This window comes from Desulfobaculum senezii (assembly GCF_054657395.1).
This window is the reverse complement of record NZ_BAAHYU010000004.1, coordinates 38,749-54,594: the sequence shown is the minus strand read 5'-3', so window position 1 is coordinate 54,594 and position 15,846 is coordinate 38,749. Positions and strand designations below refer to the sequence as shown.

Below are 15,846 nucleotides of genomic sequence, written 5' to 3'. Positions count from 1 at the left end.
TTGCAACGTCTGGCAATGGATGATGATCCTAATAGAACAATATGCCTTTTACATGACGAAAGGCGGGCGTTACGCCTTTGTGAGAATATACGGCGAAGCAGGTGCTGGAGCGGGATGCATATGGTGTGTAAGGAGGGGAGCGCCAGGCTTGTCGATTATTGGGCTCTGCCAATAACAAAAGAGGAACAGCAACATCTGTTAGCTGTTCATATCGGGGGAGAGATAGGGCCGAATCTGTTTAGCTGAGGTCTCGGCAGGTGCTGATACACTTGCCTATTATTACGAAATTGATCAGTTCTTCGTTTAGCGCCTTAAGAGAAATGCTTATCGGGCGATGATTATCCTGATTGTCGCTGCAAAGGATGATGTGTCCTGGCTCACGTTCGAGTCGTTTCAGTAGCACATCATCGTCCAACTTCACCGCGAAAATCTTTCCTACTTCGACTTTTCTCTGACTTTGATCAATGAGTACGACGTCCCCGTCATGGATGCTCGGTGCCATGGAATTGCCCGTCGCTATGATGCTCCTCATAGTGTTTAGGTTTCCTTTCTGATGAAGCCAGTCTCGGCGGAAGGCAACGTGTGTTGCGAGTTCTTGAACAGATTGCTGCTCGAGGTAGGGGATAAGTGCGAACTCGGACGGATAGCATAACAATTCGGGAGATTCCCCAGAGAGTTGTCTTCCTCGAATGAGTATTTCCTCTAGAGAGAGGTCGAAAAGTTCGGGAATCTTCGTGATGAGGTTCTTTCCCGGCACTTTTTCAGGGTCGCGCAGGATCATGTCGAGATATCTATCAGATATCCCGAGTTTTTTTGCGTATTCGAGGCGTACAGGCCTTTTAAGGTCTGCCAAGTGCTCAATCATAAACGCCTTGATGAACCGTTGGTATCCTTTTTCAGAATTCATACTGCACATACTTGTCTTTGAATTTCATAAAGTCAAAGTGATATTTTTTACTTGATTTTTAGAACAAAAAGTTCTAATTATCAATATACATGCCTTCCTTAATCAGCGTTGAGTCGTGAAAAGCCTCTTCTTACCATGTCTTTTCAGCCCAACGCACCGCCCATATAGCACCTCATTATTTCGGCTTAGAGGCGAGTATTTCGTCTTCTGCATAGGGACTCGTCGCCTTTCGAATTTCATCGTTGCAGGCGGACTCTCGTCCTTTCCGGTGTTGCATCTTTTTCATGGAGGCAGCATGAGCACGAAAGATGATCGGATAGCTGAGCTCGAAGACGTCGTCTTGTGGCTGAATTCCCGCGTCCAAAGGGCTAACTCGCGAGCGCTGTGTCTTTCGCAAAAGGTGGACCAGCTCATAGCGGCAAATCATCGCCTTGGTGAGCGGCTTGAAGAGCGTTGCGGTGTTAGGCCGTATGACGACGATGGGCCTGCTGAGGGCGGAGCGTGGAGGGCGTGATGTCAATTCAAGCAACTCCGTCACGGTACGAGCAGGAGGCGTGGCTCGCAGAGCATACGTTTTACTGTGAGGCCCTTCGAGTACGGATGACTCCCGTGAAATGCGAAGCAATCCGCCAACGGCCGGAGCTGGCAAGATGGCCGGAGTCTGAACCTTTGCCTTTACCCTGCTCTGTCTGCACAGGCTGGCGAGATATACGGCCAGGAGGGATTGTTCCGGCTCCCTTGTGGTGGTCCCATTGCCTTACAGGGCGAAGGGGGGAGCAGCCCATCTCGGTCATCGAGCAACTTTTCGCGCGAGCTGTTGAAGCCGCTGCATGGGATAGCTTGAGGCGTTATCCGCTTGATGCGCTGAGGCAGCTTTTCAACGATCTCGCCATGCGGGAAGGAGTTCTGCCCAAGCAACAGCGTGCCATTATTCGCCTTGTTAGAAAGCATGGAGGTAAGGTGCCTCGGCGTCGGTATGTCTACAACGGTGTGCTTCAGCGCTGTGCGACAGGGAATAAGGCGCTTCGACTGTGGGCAACACGCGTCCTTGGGCGTCCTGTTTAAAAAGGGGGCGCGTTGCAGAAGGTCCCTCCGCATAGTGTTGAGGCTGAGGAATTTGTGCTCGGCGCGTGCCTCAGGCGTCCAGCAGCTTGGGAGCACATTGTACAGATTGTGCGTCCTGAAGACTTTTATGATCCTCGCCACACATCAATATTCCGTGCCTTATGCGAGGTTGGGCGGCGGTCTGAGCCCGTGGATCTTGTTTCAGTGTCTGCAGAACTCGAACGCGCGGGAACCCTTGGCGCAGTGGGGGGAGCTTCTCGCCTTGCCGCTTTGGCCGATGCTGTCGCGTTACCCTCCCAAGGGGAGAGCGCGGCGCGAGTGGTACGTGAGAGGGCGCGCCGTAGGGCGTTAGCTCAGATTGGGACGAGTATTGGCGAAGCCGCTTTTGACCAAACAGAAGACATCGGCGCCTGTATTCTCGATGTGCAGCGCCGTCTTGACGGAGTCCTTGAGGATCGCGGGGGTGCCTTTTCACAAAGCGCAGGTGAGTTAGTCAAAGGTTGGGTTGCCTCGCTCGAACACCTGCAGGGCGAAGGGGGAGCTGGGATCAAGACTCCGTTTCATCGGCTCAATACCTTGGTCACAGGCTTGGTCCCCGGCGAGGTTTTTGTAATTGCCGGGCGTCCGGGGAGCGGTAAGACGGCTTTGGCACTGAATCTTCTTTTTCATGCCGCAGAGCAAGGGCATGGAGCTGGTGTGTTTTCCATGGAGATGCAGGCCTTGCTGTTGATGAACCGTCTTTGTGCTGCCGGTGGAGGGCATGTGTCGCAGGGGGGAGGGCTCGTCAATGCACAGCGGTTTCGCGACGGCCGGTTCTCAGAGAGTGACTGGAAGGCGATTTATGATTTTGCCCAGCGGGCCCAGCGCCTGCCGCTTCATTTTGCGGACAAGCCTTCGATTCGTCCGAGTGAGTTGCGGCAGCAGGTCCAGCGATGGTGCCGGCAGGGTGTGCGTGTAGTGGCCGTGGACTATCTGCAGCTTATTGCGCCGGAGCAACGCGGTGGGAGCCGAGAGCGAGAGCTTGCAGAGGCGAGCCGCCTTCTCAAAACGACCGCTGTGGAGTGCGGCGTGAGTTTGATTGTACTCTCACAGCTCAACCGCGAAGCGGAGAAGACGAAGCGCCCTTTGCTTTCTCATTTGCGGGAGTCCGGGGCTATTGAGCAGGATGCGGACATCATTGTGTTCATTGTGCCCTGGAAGAGCAAAGGACAAGACGCTCAGGGGCAGAACGTCCGCGTTGAGCTGGATGTCGCGAAGGGCCGCAATAACACCGTTGGGTCGTTTCACTTGGTCTATCGCAAGCGTTTTTTGCGATTTGAGAATGAACCCTTCAGGCCAAAGTCAGACTCGGTTTCGCGTGATGACTAAGAGGTGAGGTGGGCTATGAACAAAGGATTTCAGGTTGCGGTGGGGTTTCAGAACCACCGGAAAGTGACGGAGCTGCGCGCCCATTTTGGACCGGAAGGAGTGCTCGCGCTGTTGAGCCTCTGGGAACAGGCGGCGATATGCTGGTGTGATGGAATCTACCGCGATGCCAATCGGGCAAGGCTTGCGGCAGCCGCGCGTGTTGATTCTTTGGGAGAGCGTTTTGCACGGTTTGTTGAAACGCTGATTTGGCTTGGTTTTATTGACGTTTTAACTGATGACGTCCGCCTTGAAGTGTACCCAGATGATAAAGCGCGGCGCAAGGCACTTAACGCCGCACGGGTGCGAGGTGTGTTCGAAAGCGTAGGTGAGGTGGCTGCGTTTTTGGATGCGGCTGAAGCTGACGGGCATGTGTTGCATTTTGCTCTCCACAACTGGATTAAACACAATGCCTGGGCCAGCCGTGCCGCAGCCCGGCGTCGCCGCGCCGAGCAAAATGCACATCGGCGATGGGCAGGACATGAGTATGCTGATAGCACAGCGAATTGCACTCCATCGCACAATGCCCAAGGTGAAGCTACGTCGGATGAAAGGGCCTGCTTTTTGGGCAGTGCCGCGGGGAATGCTCTTCTTAAGAGTATAAAGAGTAAGACAAGAAAGAATAAGAAGAGTGTCCGGAGCTTTGCTCCAAGCTCCGGACAGGTGCCACCTTTTGCCCCAGCCTTTTGTGTTTTTCCGACAAATCGAAAGGGCCATGACGTGGCTATTCCTGTTGCGAAGGTCTGTGAGTGGCAGGAGACCTATCCTGCTGTTGATGTGGAACAAGAAATCCGCGCCTGCCGTCAATGGAATATCGACAACCCTCGGCGCCGGAAAACAGCTGACGGCGTGTATAAGCACATCAACGCGTGGCTTGCGCGAAGTCAGAACCGGGCGCGGCCTGTACGGCAAAAGGAAGTCCTTTCAGAGGAGCGGGTGCCAGAGTCTTTTAGCGATGAAGAGCTGCGGCGCATGCAGGAAGAAGCGAAGGACCCGCCGGAGGAGCCTTTACCGTGAAGAAAAGGTAAAGCGACAGCGATTTGCGTGAACTGCGGTGAAACGAGAGTGATGAACGCGTGGATGAGGACTGTGAAGGAAGGATGGCGCTATGAGCATACGGAAACGCTACGAACGACTCGTTGAACGGTGCAAGCATGCAAAAGTGCGCGGCGAACAGCCTTCGGTAACGCGGGAAGAGTTTCATGTGCTCCTGGCCTGTGCGGACTCACAAAAAGAGGTAGCGGCGCTACTTGGCGTTCGTGAGTCGGCCATTTCGAACCGGAAAAGGCGGCTCGAGGCGGTGGTTTCTCGCAATGTGAGTTTGTTCTCGGCGCAACGCATTTTGGAACGGCAGTTGTCAACGGGTGAACAGTTGGAGGCCATTGGCCGTCAGGCTCGCGAGCTTTTGGATCTTGTCCATCTTGTCTTGGAGGGGGAAACAAAGGCTTCTTCTGCTGCGAGAGCAAAGCTCCTGCGTCTAGCCGGCGGGCGTTCGGACCTGCTGACGGCGTGCGTGAAGCTGCAGGGCGAGCTGCGTAAGCAGCTGGAGCTGGACTTCTCCATGAAGGCGAAAATCTACGACCTCAAGCAGGTGCAGGAGTTTCAGGCGGTGGTGCTGGAGGAGATCGGCCGGGCCGCGCCCGAGGTGCAAAAGCGCATTACGGAGCGACTGGTGGAGGTGAATGCGGCGCGAAGCGCCTTGGACTTCGGGGAGGTCATAGAGTGCTAAGTATGCGCCTGGTGGTCAGGTTTGAGCGGATTTGTGGCACAGGGCGTGCGTTTGAGGCGGCAATCCTAGCTGATTTTTTAAAGTGCGCGGCCGGACTCCATTAACCTTTTGGTTCTACAGCCGTATTGAGGAAGCTCAAAGTTTACACAACTACCATTATGAGACAATAGGCAGCTAACGGTATTACGCAGTTTCAATGTGGCTCGGCGAAAAGCGCCTATCCTCGGTAGACGCTGGGCATGACGGCTCCATGAAGAACGGGACGAAGGTCTGCCGTGGGAGACTGCTGGCGAATTGGGGAGTGGTGTCTCTCCCATCTCGGGAAGTGAGCCGGACGGAGCGCGCCGACACAAGGCGGCTCGAACCGGCGCTGGAGGCCACGTGGGGCGCGAAAGCGGTCAGGACGGCGCGCAAAGGCGGAAATGGGCGCAGCGGCAGAGGGGGGTACGGGGGCGCAGCCGGATGTACCCGCGCCATCATCCCCCTGGGGGTATTTCGCTCTGGCGGGCGTGTGGCGCTTGCAAAATTTTTTGGGATTTTTGGCTGGCGGAAAATCGCCGGGGTACGGCGGCAGACGCCAAACAGCAGGGCAAACGAGAGCGCAAAATCGGCGCGCGGCGGCGCAGCGGCCACAGCGGGGAATGACGGCATGATGAAGCAAGGCTTTTACGGCGGTGGGCTCCTGAGCGAGTTCACCTACAAGCTGCAGGAGGCCACGGGGCACCATGACACCGGGCCGCGCCCCGAAAACGTGGGGCAGTGGGCGGAGCAGAAGCAGCTGCGGCTGGACCGGGGCTGGTTTACGTTCGACCGGCACGAGTACCTCGAAGAACCCTACCGTGACGACCATCCCCGGCAGGTTGAGGAAAAGTGCGCGCAGATGGGCAACAGCGTGAAGGCCATGCTGACGACGTTCTACTCGGCGCGGTTTATGCCGTTTGTGGGCATCCTGTACCTGTTCCCGTCCAAGTCCGGCGTCGGCGATTTTGTGCGCTCGCGCGTGAATCCGCTGGTGGAGGACAACCCCGAGGAAATCGGCGCCTTCATGCGCGATACGGACAGCGTGGGCCTCAAGCGCATGTGCGGCACCAACCTCATCTTCCGGGGCACAAAATCAGCGGAGGGCCTGCGCTCCGACCCCTGCGACATGGTGCTGTACGACGAATACGACCTCATGCCGGCGGGCGTGGAGGAAGCCGCAAAGGGCCGCCTCGGCCACTCGGACTATAAGTGGGAGCGCTATCTCTCCAATCCGACCATCCCGGACTTCGGCATTGACCGCCAATTCCAGCTTTCCGACCAGCGCTATTGGCACGTGCGATGCCCACGGTGCGGCCAGTATACGTGCATGGAGGAGCATCCGCTGGAGGAGGTGCTGTGGGAGAAGGCGGACGGGGAGGTGATCCGGCTGTGCCAGCAGTGCCGCAACGGTGAACTGGACGTCACGCAGGGCCGGTGGGTGGCGAAATACCCAAGCGTGACCGAGGTGCGCGGCTACCACTACTCGCAGCTCTTCTCATCCTTTGTCAGCCCGGCGGAGATTCTGCACGGCTACCGGACGACTAAAAAACCGGGAGACTTCCACAACTACGTGCTGGGCATGCCCTACATCGAGGCGGAAAACCGCCTCTCGCGGGAGCAGATTTTGGCGCTCTGCGGCACGCACGGTGTGGCGGCGAGCGATAAGGGGCCGTGCGTTATGGGCGTGGATCAGGGCGGAAAACTGCACGTGGTGGTGGGGCGGCGGCATCCGGATACTGTGGCGCACCTAGGCGAGTACGGCGACTGGGAGGAGCTGGACCGCCTGATGGATGAGTTCAACGTGGCGTGCTGCGTGGTGGATGCCCAGCCGGAAATGCGCCCCGCGCGGGCCTTTGCGCAGCGGCACCCCGGCAAAGTGTTTTGCTGCTTCTACTCGGAGCAGCAGCGCGGCGGGTATGCGTGGAACGAGGCCAAGCAGGTTGTGACGGTGAACCGCACCGAAAGTCTCGACGATTCCCAGCATGTGCTCCTCAAAGGGCAGGTGGTGCTGCCCAAATACTGCGGGGTGGTGGAGACGTTCGCCGCGCACTGCAACAACCTCGCAAAGAAGCTGGAGGAGCGCGACGACGGCAGCAAAAAGTACGTGTACGTGAAGCTCTCGCAGGAGGACCACTTCCGCCACGCCATGAATTACATGACCGTGGCCATGCGGCGCTGCGAGGGCAGTTACTACGGCGACTGCGACATGGGGTAAGCGATGCGGCAGCTCACAAAGCGGGAAACGGCAATGGCTGGGGCCTTTCTGGAGGCCGGGGACGGGCGGCAGTTCAGCCGCGTGGCGGGCGGCCTTGCGTGGCCGGCGCGCGCGAAGCCGGGGTTCCTTGTGGTACTCGGGGAGGACCTCACGAAGGATCCAGATTTTGGCGTGCGCCATGTCCGACGCCTGACTGAGGCGACGCAGTGGCAGGGCGAGTCCTTCATGCACCCGGAGCCGCTCTTGCGGTGCGCGCTGGAGCTGGCGCGGCTATGGCTGGTGCCCATGTGGTACGCGCCGCAGTCGGTTTTCGAGCACACGGCCTTGCGGGAACTCAACCGCGAGCTAGAGCGCGAGCGCGGCGCCAGAGTCCGCGTGACCGCGCCCCCGCACTACTACGATGGCAACGCCCTGACGCTCTACAACGCCATGGTCCGCAAACGCGTCGCCACCCAGAAAACGCTTCACTTCGGCGAAAGCCTCATCCCCGGCGACCTCGCCACCTTCCCGCCGGACCTTACTGGCGTCGCCTTCGACGACCACCCGCCAGCGGCCGCCTTCTTCTGCGCTCTGGCCGCGTTGGATTTTTTTGTTCCCAGAGAGAGGGGGCGACGAAGGGCAGCAGTGGGACCTGGTGATTTGGTGGGAGGGTATTGAGCGTGGATTGGATAATTCCTTCGGTGGACACTGTTTTGGGGAGAAGATTCCGTGCGAGTGGGGTATCCGAGGAGTTGCCATGGAGGGCAGGGGGTATTCCACTGGGGTATCTTGTGAGGCTTGGTACATCGAAAGAGTTTTAACGGGGTGCTGAACGCAAGGCGAGTTGGCGACATGAATTGAGACTGGAAGGAGGAGATCATGGAGGAGCAACAATGGCCAAGGATGGTTTGCTCCAAGCGAGAACTGAAGGAGTTCTTTGGCATTGGGGAGAAAAAGTTGAACAAGTGGATTCGGGAATATGGATGCCCGGCGTATCCCGACGACAGTGGGCAATACAGAAGCACATCCAAGGCGCTTTCGGATTGGTACATGCACACTTTTGGCCCACGTTTTCGGGCTAAGTTGGAGGATGAAAGGCGGAGGCGGGGAGAGGAACACTGGCTTTAACGTGCGAGGCAAAGGGGGCGGCCCAATGCAGAATACACAACGAACACCGGTATTGCCGGAAACTGGTCTTTTGCGTGTAAATCAGGTGCTTCAGTTTATCCCTATCTCCCGTTCGGGGTGGTGGGCAGGGGTTAAATCCGGGCGTTATCCGCAGCCGGTTAAGCTTTCGGAGCGGGTCACGGCATGGCGTGCAGAGGATATTCGTGCATTGATAGAGCAGGGGATTTGAGCAGAATCAATGCCGTTTGGGCGAACGAGGAGACAACCGCAAGCATGGCCAGTGACAGGGCGCTTGCGGTTGTCTGTTGTGATTATATGCGCTTTGGAATGGTGGTCCGTAATTCGTCAAGATGATCTGCCCAGAACTGCATCATTTGGCGTCTGATATCGAGGTGCTCAGCTCGGTTGTACGCGGCGCGAACTTTGTTTTGTTCTATGTGAGCGAGCTGGCGCTCAATGGCGTCTGTTGACCATCCCAACTCGTTTAGGCGTGTGGAAGCCATGCTGCGGAAGCTATGCCCAGTGAATTCATCTTTCGTGTATCCGAGGCGGCGTAATGCCGCGTTGATAGTGGCGTCGCTCATAGGGCGGCCATTGGAGCGAAGAGATGGGAAAACATAGTTTGAAGAATTTGTCAGCGGATAGATGTCTAAGAGGATGTGTAGCGCTTGGCGGGATAAGGGGACAATGTGCTCGTTTCGTGTCTTCATTTTTTTGCCGGGGATACGCCATTCTGCATCGTCGAAATTGAATTCAGTCCATTCAGCGTGGCGGAGCTCACCTGGGCGGACGAAGACGAGCGGTGCGAGCTTCAGGGCAGAGCACGTGACAATTTCACCCTTATAGTTGTGGATAGCGCGCATGAGTTCGCCGATCTTCCGAGGATCCGTGATGGTGGGAAAGTGTCTCTTGCGGATAGGGGGGAGGGCTCCCTTGAGGTCTACGGCGGGGTTCCGCTCGACGAGTCCTGTTGCGAGAGCGTAGCTGAAGACTTGTCCGCAGATACCACGAACTCGGTGAGCCACAGTAATTGCACCGCGGCTTTCAATGCGTTGAAGACATTCGAGAAGGAGCGGGGGCGTGATGTCTTTGATGGGGGTGTTGCCGAGCCAAGGGAAAATGTTTTTTTCGAGACGGTCAATGATGTTCTTGCCGTGGCGGGCGTGCTTGTCGCGGAGGTGCTTTTGGAGCCATTCGCGGGATACAGCTTCCAATGTAGCCGTTTCGGCTTTGGCTTCTTGCTGAATCCGCTTGCGAGCAACTGAGGGGTCGATGCCGTCGCGTAGGAGCTTGCGAGCCTCAGAGTGTCGTTCTCGTGCTTCTAGGAGGGAGACTTCGGGGTACTGGCCGAAAGCAAGGAGCTTTTCCTTACCTCCATAGTGGTACTTCATCCTCCAGAGTTTGCTTCCGGTCGTTGTAACGAGAACGTATAGGCCCCGACCGTCTGTGAGCTTATAGTTCTTTTCCTTTTGTCGCGCATTCTTAACTGCGAGGTTCGTCAACTTCATGGGGTACCCTCCTATGAGTTGTGCGTACTCCTACAGAGATACCCCCATATACACCCCTTTGAGGGGTGGATGTCAACAAAATCTAAAAAAGGCCTCTGGACATATAATGTACAGAGGCCTTTGAATTTATAGCACTAGTTGGATGTCTATAGACATGCTTGGATGCTAATGTGGCGGAGAGGGTGGGATTCGAACCCACGTATCGGCTCATCACCGATAACTCGATTTCGAGTCGAGCGCGTTACGACCGGACTTCGCTACCTCTCCGCGCTCTTGGTATGTGGTGTCCGCGTGCGGACGAGGGGATAGTTAAGGGAGAATTGGGTTCGTTGCAAGGGAAAAATTGTGGGGTTGGGGAATTTTTGAGGTATGTGTGGTAGATGGGGAGTTTTCGCATTCTTGGGTGGTCTGAAAAGGTGAGGCTCTGCCGTCATTCTTGGTTTCTGTATAGGGGGAAGTTTCCTGAGGACTTTACGTGTCCTACTAACGTTCTTCTCTGACAGATTCGATGTACTCGTTAATGGTTTCTATGGGACGACGTCCCATGTTTCTATACCCTTGGTGTGAGCGTTCAGTATTGTAGTAGGTCAGCCAGGTGTCCAGGTCGGCCTGGAGTGCTTCTACGGTCTCATAAAGCGTTGTTCTGAAGGCTTCTCGAAAGAACTCATCAAGCACAGTGCCATTAAACCGCTCGACAAAGCCATTTGTCCGAGGTGATCGCACCTTGGTACGGCGGTGTTCAATCTCGTTGAGGGACAGATAGAGTTCATATGGATGGGTCTCGGTTCCGCAAAATTCCCTGCCGTTGTCAGTAAGGACAGCGGAAACGGCAATTTCCTTTTCCTCGTAGAACGGCATGACGTCGTTGTGAAGGACGGAAACGGCAGCCTCTGGGCGCTTGCTGGTATGCAGAAAGCCGAAGGCATAGCTTGAGAAGGAATCGACGACGACATGCAGGTAAACTCGCCCCACCTCTTTGAGACGTCCCACGTAAAAGGTGTCTTGGCACAACAGCTCCCCAGGGCGAGAACTCTCGACGTGTCGTTCTTTAAAAACGGGATTTTGTTTTTCAATGAAAGCGACCTGTTCGCCCGATAATTCAATGGGTTCGCCAGCTTGCTTCTGCTCAAGCTTAAGCCAGCGGTCGTACTTGGTGCCCATGCCATTCTTGATCAAGATGTTTTGAATGGTAGGGGAGCTCACCGAAACACCGATGAGTTTGAGCTGATTGGAAAGGCGAACGCACCCCCAAGCAGGATGAGCTAGGCTCAATTCCAAGATTTGCTCGACCACCTCCTCGGAGGTGGTGAAAGGGTGGGACTTCGGAATAGGCGGCAGATCTTTGAGCCCTTCAAGGCCGTGAGTCTGGAAACGCCGCTTGTACTCGTAGAATTGACTACGATGCATACCGCGTCGCCGGCAGGCTTCACTGACGTTTCCCAAGCTCTCTGCAAGCTCAAGCACACTCATACGCTGGCGGGCGACTTTCTCTGCAGCTTTCATGGGGCCTCCATCGTGAGACTGTACCCCAAAATCTGTCTGAGGACTAACCTAGTAGGTCACTTTACGGTATGCGGCCCGGCGGGAGCGCTGGCGGTGTAATCCGAAACTCAGCCCCCACTGGTTGTGCCGCAAAAAGGCCCGAACAAACGTGACCCCTTCTGAGCTTTTTCGTTCAGCCTGGAATACCGTCGGCGATTCTCTGCCGCGCGTAATCTTTCTCGGCTCGGCATACTCTGCTTGGCTTTTTCCCTGCGTTATCCATGAGGCCATACGCAATCATTCCCGAAAACCAGTCCCCCTCCGTTGTGCCACCAAATCGCCCGAATAACCGTGACCCCTTCTGAGCTTTTTCGTTCAGCCTGGGATACCGTCGGCGATTCTCTGCCGCGCGTAGTCTTTCTCGGCTCGGCACACTCTGCTTGGCTTTTTCCCCTGCGTCATCCATGAAGCCATGCGTAATCATTCCCGAAAACCAGTCCTCCGTTGTGCCGCCAAAAGGTCTGAACAAACGGGACCACTTCTGAGCATTTTCCATTCAGCCTGGGATGCCTTCGGCGATTCTCTACCGCGCATTCCTTTTTGGCTCGGCAGGCCATCTGCACGGCCTTTCCGCCAGTTCCATTCATGAAACCATACGCAATCGTCCGCCTCACCAAGGTGTGCCGCGTTGCTTCCTTAGCCCCCTCGCTCACTGACGTCTTGTCACCGTTTTCATTCTTCGCCCTTTGCTTCGGGCCCAGTGCTAATGATGGGGAGTTTGATGAAGAAGGTTGTGCCTTCGTCTGGAGTTGAGGTGAAGTCCAGTTGGCCGTTGTGGCGTTCCACGATGATGTCATGGGCGATGGCGAGGCCTTGGCCAGTGCCTTTGCCGACCTCTTTGGTGGTGAAGAAGGGGTCGAAGATTTTGTTTTGGAATTGTTGAGGGATGCCGCTACCTGTGTCGGCGATGGCGACTGTGACCATGCCGTCGTCGGCGGTGGTGGAGAGCGTAATGTGGCCTTTGTTGCCGGAGTCGCCCACCACGCCTTCTATGGCGTGGGCTGCGTTGATGAGGATGTTCAGAAACACCTGATTGATGTCCCCCGGCAGGCAGTGGACGAGGGGGATGTCGCCGAAGTCTGTGGTGAGGTCTGCGACGTATTTCCATTCGTTTTTGGCTACGATGATGGTGTTTTCCAGCGCCTGATTGATGTCGACCAGCTTCTTTGTTCCCTCACCGGGGTGAGCGAAGTTTTTCATGGAGCGCACAATTTTTGCCACGCGTTCTGTGCCATCCAAAACCCGGTCGCACGCCTTGGGAAATTCGTCTCGGAGGAATTCAAGGTCCGCGTCGTCAGCGGCGGTGTTTATGGCGTTGAGGTGCTCCGTCTCCATGCCGTTTTCCCGGCACCTTTTGGCCAGAGCGTCATACGCGTCCAGTACGTCGGAGATGTCCTCAAAGGCTTCCTTGATGAATCGGACGCTGTCGCTGACGAACTGAATGGGCGTGTTGATTTCATGCGCGATGCCTGTGGCGAGTTCGCCGATGGATTCCAGCTTCTGCGCGGTGTTGAGCCGCCGTTCAAGGTTCTTGCGCTCTGTTATGTCCATAAGAATAACGCCGATGTGGTCCTCGCCCTGAATTTCCATAGGCACGAGGTAGCGCGCCAGCGGGAACTTGGAACCATCGGGGAGGGTGCCTACGCCCTCGCAGTAGCGAGTTTCGATGGTGCCGGGGCAGAAGAATTGCTGTGCGTCGGCGGGTTGGCCTGCAAAGGCGGATGCGCAGTGCTGGCCGTTCACGGCTTCCGGAGTGGTGGAGAACATCCCGTGCAGAATAGAGTTTGAGCGGATGATGGTCCGTCCCTTGGGATCAATGATGTAGAATGCGCCGCCAATGCCTGCGAGCAGCGCGGAAACAAGCTGATTGCCCTCCCGCGCTACCATCTCGGCCTCGGCGCGTTCGCGGACTTCAATGGTGAGTTGGTCTTGGCGTTCTTGCAGTTCTCTGGTGCGTTCCTGCACTTTTTCTTCCAGCTTTGCGCTGAGTGCTTGGAGTTTTTCGTGCGGTACAAGGATGGCCCTGTGGCTGATGGTAAGAACGATGACCACGATGAGGACAGTGCCTCCAACCAGTGCGCCAGCGAGCAGGGTCACGAGGTATGTCACCTGTCTGTTGACGACGCTGCTGCTTATTTCTTGCCGCAGGGTGATGCCCGGGAATGACGAGTCGACCTCTGTCACGACGACGGGCGGTGCGGCTTTGCCTTCCTGAAAGACCGGCACACCGTCGTAGACGATGGTGACGGCCATTTCGTCGAGGGTGGATTCCGTGAATTCGCCAAGGAACATGGGGATGAGCGCTGTTAGTACGCCTTCGGGCCGTCCCTGATACCGGATGGGGAGGGCAAGCCGCCAGTAGGATCCTGCGCCGCCAGCCATGGTGACGACATCAACGTGCGATGCGGCTTCCTCCTGCATCAGGGCCGCAAAGTGTTCGCCCTGTGGCGCATGTTCTGCACGGGGGGCGGTGCTGTGAATGATATTCCCCTGAAAATCCTGAAAAATAATGGTGGCGGACCCTTCCAAGAGCGAGAAGGAGTCTATGGTGTCGATGGCGCTGGCCTTGCTGAGTGTAGGGTTCATGGTGCCGGTGATGATGGCGGGCTGCTTGGCAAGAAACTGGAGCAGGCTCAGCCTGCTGTTGAGGTAGAAGTCCAGATTCTGCTTTCTGTCGGTCAGTTCGCTCTTCATGTGGGTGTGTTGCAGGTCGGTCATGGCGCCGCCGATGAAAAAGACGATAACCGCGACACCGGAGAGCGTTTGCAGGACAAAGAACACGATGATGGACCACGTCAGCACCCGGGAGAGCGACGGCCGGTCCGCATCGTCTGTGGAAAGCGGGTGGTCGGCGTTAGGGGATGAGGATGATTTCATTGTGCCTTCCATATTGGCCGAAGGTCAGGTCCTGCGCGTCAAGGGCCTCGTGGGCGTCGGGCGCGTCTGCGGAATATGGGGCGAAGGGGTGCGTGTATGTTTTGATGAGGCCCTGCACAGGAGCGTGAAGGTGTTCCAAGGCATGCTTGGTTTGCTGGCGGATGGCGGCGATGTTCTCGGGTGTTTTGCCTGCGAGCTCTACCTGTTTGGTGGCCTCGATGAGCAGCCGCGTCAGGTCGTAGGCATGGACGAAGCCTGTCGGCGCGGTGATATCCTCCGGGGTGGCAACGTCGGCAAAGAGCGCCGTCGCCTTTGCGAAGACCTGCCGCGCAAGGGGGTTGTCCCGTATGCTGAGGAAGGAGAAGCGCGTTTGCAGGAATTCAATATCGAGCTGCGCGCGCATTGCCGGTGTGATGACATGGGGGAAGTCGCCGCCGGTGATGCCCCAGTGGCTGATGATGGGGCGGCGCAGCGCGGGGGAGAGCTCGAGCATTGCCTGACAGAAGACAATTCCTTCAGGAGCATTGCCCACAAAGATGATGACGTCCGCCCCTGCGGTGACCACGTCGCGGAGCATGATTTTGGCGGCGGGCACGCTGATGCCCCAGTTGAACAGTTTGGTGACGGCTGGTGAGGCTCCATGCGTGGCCAAGGCGTTGGTCATGGTCTTTTCGTTGGAGAAGCCCCAGCCGGTTTTTTCTAGCAGCAGGGCGGGGCGGGTGAAGCCGCGCTGGACAATGGCGCGGTTGATGATGACTTTTCCGGCCTTGGTGTCGTCTACAGAAAGGCGGAAGACCCAGTTAGGGCCGCTTTTGGGGCGCGTGATTGGTCCTGCGGCGGCCCACGGGTTGAGGAGCAGAATCCCGCTGTCGTTGATGAAAGAGAGGTTCGTCAGCACGGGCGGAGAGTGCAGGCCGCAATACACCGCCAGCATATTGGGGTCTGCGGCGGCGGTTTTGAGATTGGCAAGGCTGCGCATGGCATTGCCCCGGTGGTCGAGGACGGTCACCTCCACCGGGCGGCCAAGGAGTGTGTTGTGGACTTCTGCCAAGGCGGTGCTGATGCCGCGTTCAATGGCGGTTGTGGATTCCTGCGCACTTGACCTGTCGGCGTCGAGGTAGATGCGGAGCGGCTCGGCAGCGTGCAGTGCGGCTGGGGCCGCACCGCAGAGCATGATGGTGAGAAGTAGGGCAAAAGCACAACGCATGGAACACACCTCCATACTCTCTATAAACTCATTTTTGCGGTGATGACGCAAGGGAAGAGTTCAAGGGGCATGACCGTGTATGGCGGCATTTGCGCGAGTTCAGCGTCGGCAGTGGGGCTGTACTGTGTGTGGATGGGTGGACTGTGGTCCTGTGGCTGCGGATGAGAGGGGGGAGGAAGTGAGACAAAAAGCGCGGCCTGTTTCCCCTTGCTCAGGGGGGACAGGCCGCGCACAAGGCATGGCGGCATCCGCGTGGGTGCGACC

The 15,846-nt window shown here is 56.9% G+C and carries 11 protein-coding genes and 1 tRNA gene; 6 read left to right on the top strand and 6 right to left on the bottom strand.

What is annotated here, in order from left to right:
* Positions 1-238: 238 nt before the first annotated feature.
* A complete protein-coding gene (locus tag ACYQ2T_RS15160) occupies positions 239-907 on the bottom strand; it encodes a S24 family peptidase (RefSeq protein ID WP_459901713.1) in 669 nt (222 codons plus the stop codon).
* 1,077 nt (positions 908-1,984) lie between these two features.
* On the opposite strand from ACYQ2T_RS15160, the gene ACYQ2T_RS15155 reads away from it, so the two are divergent.
* The 6 genes from ACYQ2T_RS15155 (at position 1,985) to ACYQ2T_RS15130 (ending at position 8,677) form a co-directional block, all read left to right on the top strand.
* Positions 1,985-3,340, top strand: a complete 1,356-nt coding sequence (locus ACYQ2T_RS15155; RefSeq protein WP_459901712.1) for a DnaB-like helicase C-terminal domain-containing protein — start codon at positions 1,985-1,987, stop codon at positions 3,338-3,340.
* 15 nt (positions 3,341-3,355) lie between these two features.
* Positions 3,356-4,393, top strand: coding sequence for a hypothetical protein (locus ACYQ2T_RS15150; RefSeq protein WP_459901710.1), 1,038 nt, complete (start codon positions 3,356-3,358; stop codon positions 4,391-4,393).
* A 91-nt stretch (positions 4,394-4,484) separates the two neighbouring features.
* Positions 4,485-5,105: a hypothetical protein gene (locus ACYQ2T_RS15145; protein ID WP_459901708.1), complete on the top strand. Its 621-nt coding sequence runs from the start codon at positions 4,485-4,487 to the stop codon at positions 5,103-5,105.
* Positions 5,106-5,754: 649 nt separating this feature from the next.
* Positions 5,755-7,341 (top strand): phage terminase large subunit family protein, encoded by a 1,587-nt coding sequence (locus ACYQ2T_RS15140; RefSeq protein WP_459901707.1) that lies wholly within the window; start codon positions 5,755-5,757, stop codon positions 7,339-7,341.
* Positions 7,342-7,374: 33 nt separating this feature from the next.
* On the top strand, positions 7,375-7,998 hold the full coding sequence (locus ACYQ2T_RS15135) for a hypothetical protein (protein ID WP_459901705.1): 624 nt from the start codon (positions 7,375-7,377) through the stop codon (positions 7,996-7,998).
* A 475-nt stretch (positions 7,999-8,473) separates the two neighbouring features.
* Entirely contained in the window at positions 8,474-8,677 is a 204-nt protein-coding gene (locus ACYQ2T_RS15130; protein WP_459901704.1) for a helix-turn-helix transcriptional regulator, read from the top strand.
* 82 nt (positions 8,678-8,759) lie between these two features.
* Here the strand turns inward: ACYQ2T_RS15130 and ACYQ2T_RS15125 are convergent, their stop codons facing one another.
* The 5 genes from ACYQ2T_RS15125 to ACYQ2T_RS15105 all read right to left on the bottom strand — a co-directional run bounded on the left by ACYQ2T_RS15125 (position 8,760) and on the right by ACYQ2T_RS15105 (position 15,582).
* Positions 8,760-9,956, bottom strand: a complete 1,197-nt coding sequence (locus tag ACYQ2T_RS15125; RefSeq protein WP_459901702.1) for a tyrosine-type recombinase/integrase — start codon at positions 9,954-9,956, stop codon at positions 8,760-8,762.
* Positions 9,957-10,127: 171 nt separating this feature from the next.
* Positions 10,128-10,223 (bottom strand) — tRNA-Ser (locus ACYQ2T_RS15120).
* Positions 10,224-10,439: 216 nt separating this feature from the next.
* Complete coding sequence (locus ACYQ2T_RS15115) at positions 10,440-11,459, bottom strand: IS481 family transposase (RefSeq protein WP_459901701.1); 1,020 nt, start codon at positions 11,457-11,459, stop codon at positions 10,440-10,442.
* A 711-nt stretch (positions 11,460-12,170) separates the two neighbouring features.
* Positions 12,171-14,375, bottom strand: coding sequence for a sensor histidine kinase (locus tag ACYQ2T_RS15110; RefSeq protein ID WP_459901699.1), 2,205 nt, complete (start codon positions 14,373-14,375; stop codon positions 12,171-12,173).
* Positions 14,353-15,582, bottom strand: coding sequence for an ABC transporter substrate-binding protein (locus ACYQ2T_RS15105; protein ID WP_459901698.1), 1,230 nt, complete (start codon positions 15,580-15,582; stop codon positions 14,353-14,355). Before ACYQ2T_RS15105 ends, ACYQ2T_RS15110 begins: the two co-directional genes overlap by 23 nt.
* Positions 15,583-15,846 lie beyond the last annotated feature (264 nt).

Bases quoted from the DNA above. Each gene is read 5' to 3' on its own strand.
- ACYQ2T_RS15105 (WP_459901698.1), bottom strand. From the start codon at position 15,582: ATGCGTTGTGCTTTTGCCCTACTTCTCACCATCATGCTCTGCGGTGCG.
- ACYQ2T_RS15115 (WP_459901701.1), bottom strand. From the start codon at position 11,459: ATGAAAGCTGCAGAGAAAGTCGCCCGCCAGCGTATGAGTGTGCTTGAG.
- ACYQ2T_RS15135 (WP_459901705.1), top strand. From the start codon at position 7,375: ATGGCTGGGGCCTTTCTGGAGGCCGGGGACGGGCGGCAGTTCAGCCGC.
- ACYQ2T_RS15110 (WP_459901699.1), bottom strand. From the start codon at position 14,375: ATGAAATCATCCTCATCCCCTAACGCCGACCACCCGCTTTCCACAGAC.
- ACYQ2T_RS15160 (WP_459901713.1), bottom strand. From the start codon at position 907: ATGAATTCTGAAAAAGGATACCAACGGTTCATCAAGGCGTTTATGATT.
- ACYQ2T_RS15145 (WP_459901708.1), top strand. From the start codon at position 4,485: ATGAGCATACGGAAACGCTACGAACGACTCGTTGAACGGTGCAAGCAT.
- ACYQ2T_RS15125 (WP_459901702.1), bottom strand. From the start codon at position 9,956: ATGAAGTTGACGAACCTCGCAGTTAAGAATGCGCGACAAAAGGAAAAG.
- ACYQ2T_RS15130 (WP_459901704.1), top strand. From the start codon at position 8,474: ATGCAGAATACACAACGAACACCGGTATTGCCGGAAACTGGTCTTTTG.
- ACYQ2T_RS15140 (WP_459901707.1), top strand. From the start codon at position 5,755: ATGATGAAGCAAGGCTTTTACGGCGGTGGGCTCCTGAGCGAGTTCACC.
- ACYQ2T_RS15150 (WP_459901710.1), top strand. From the start codon at position 3,356: ATGAACAAAGGATTTCAGGTTGCGGTGGGGTTTCAGAACCACCGGAAA.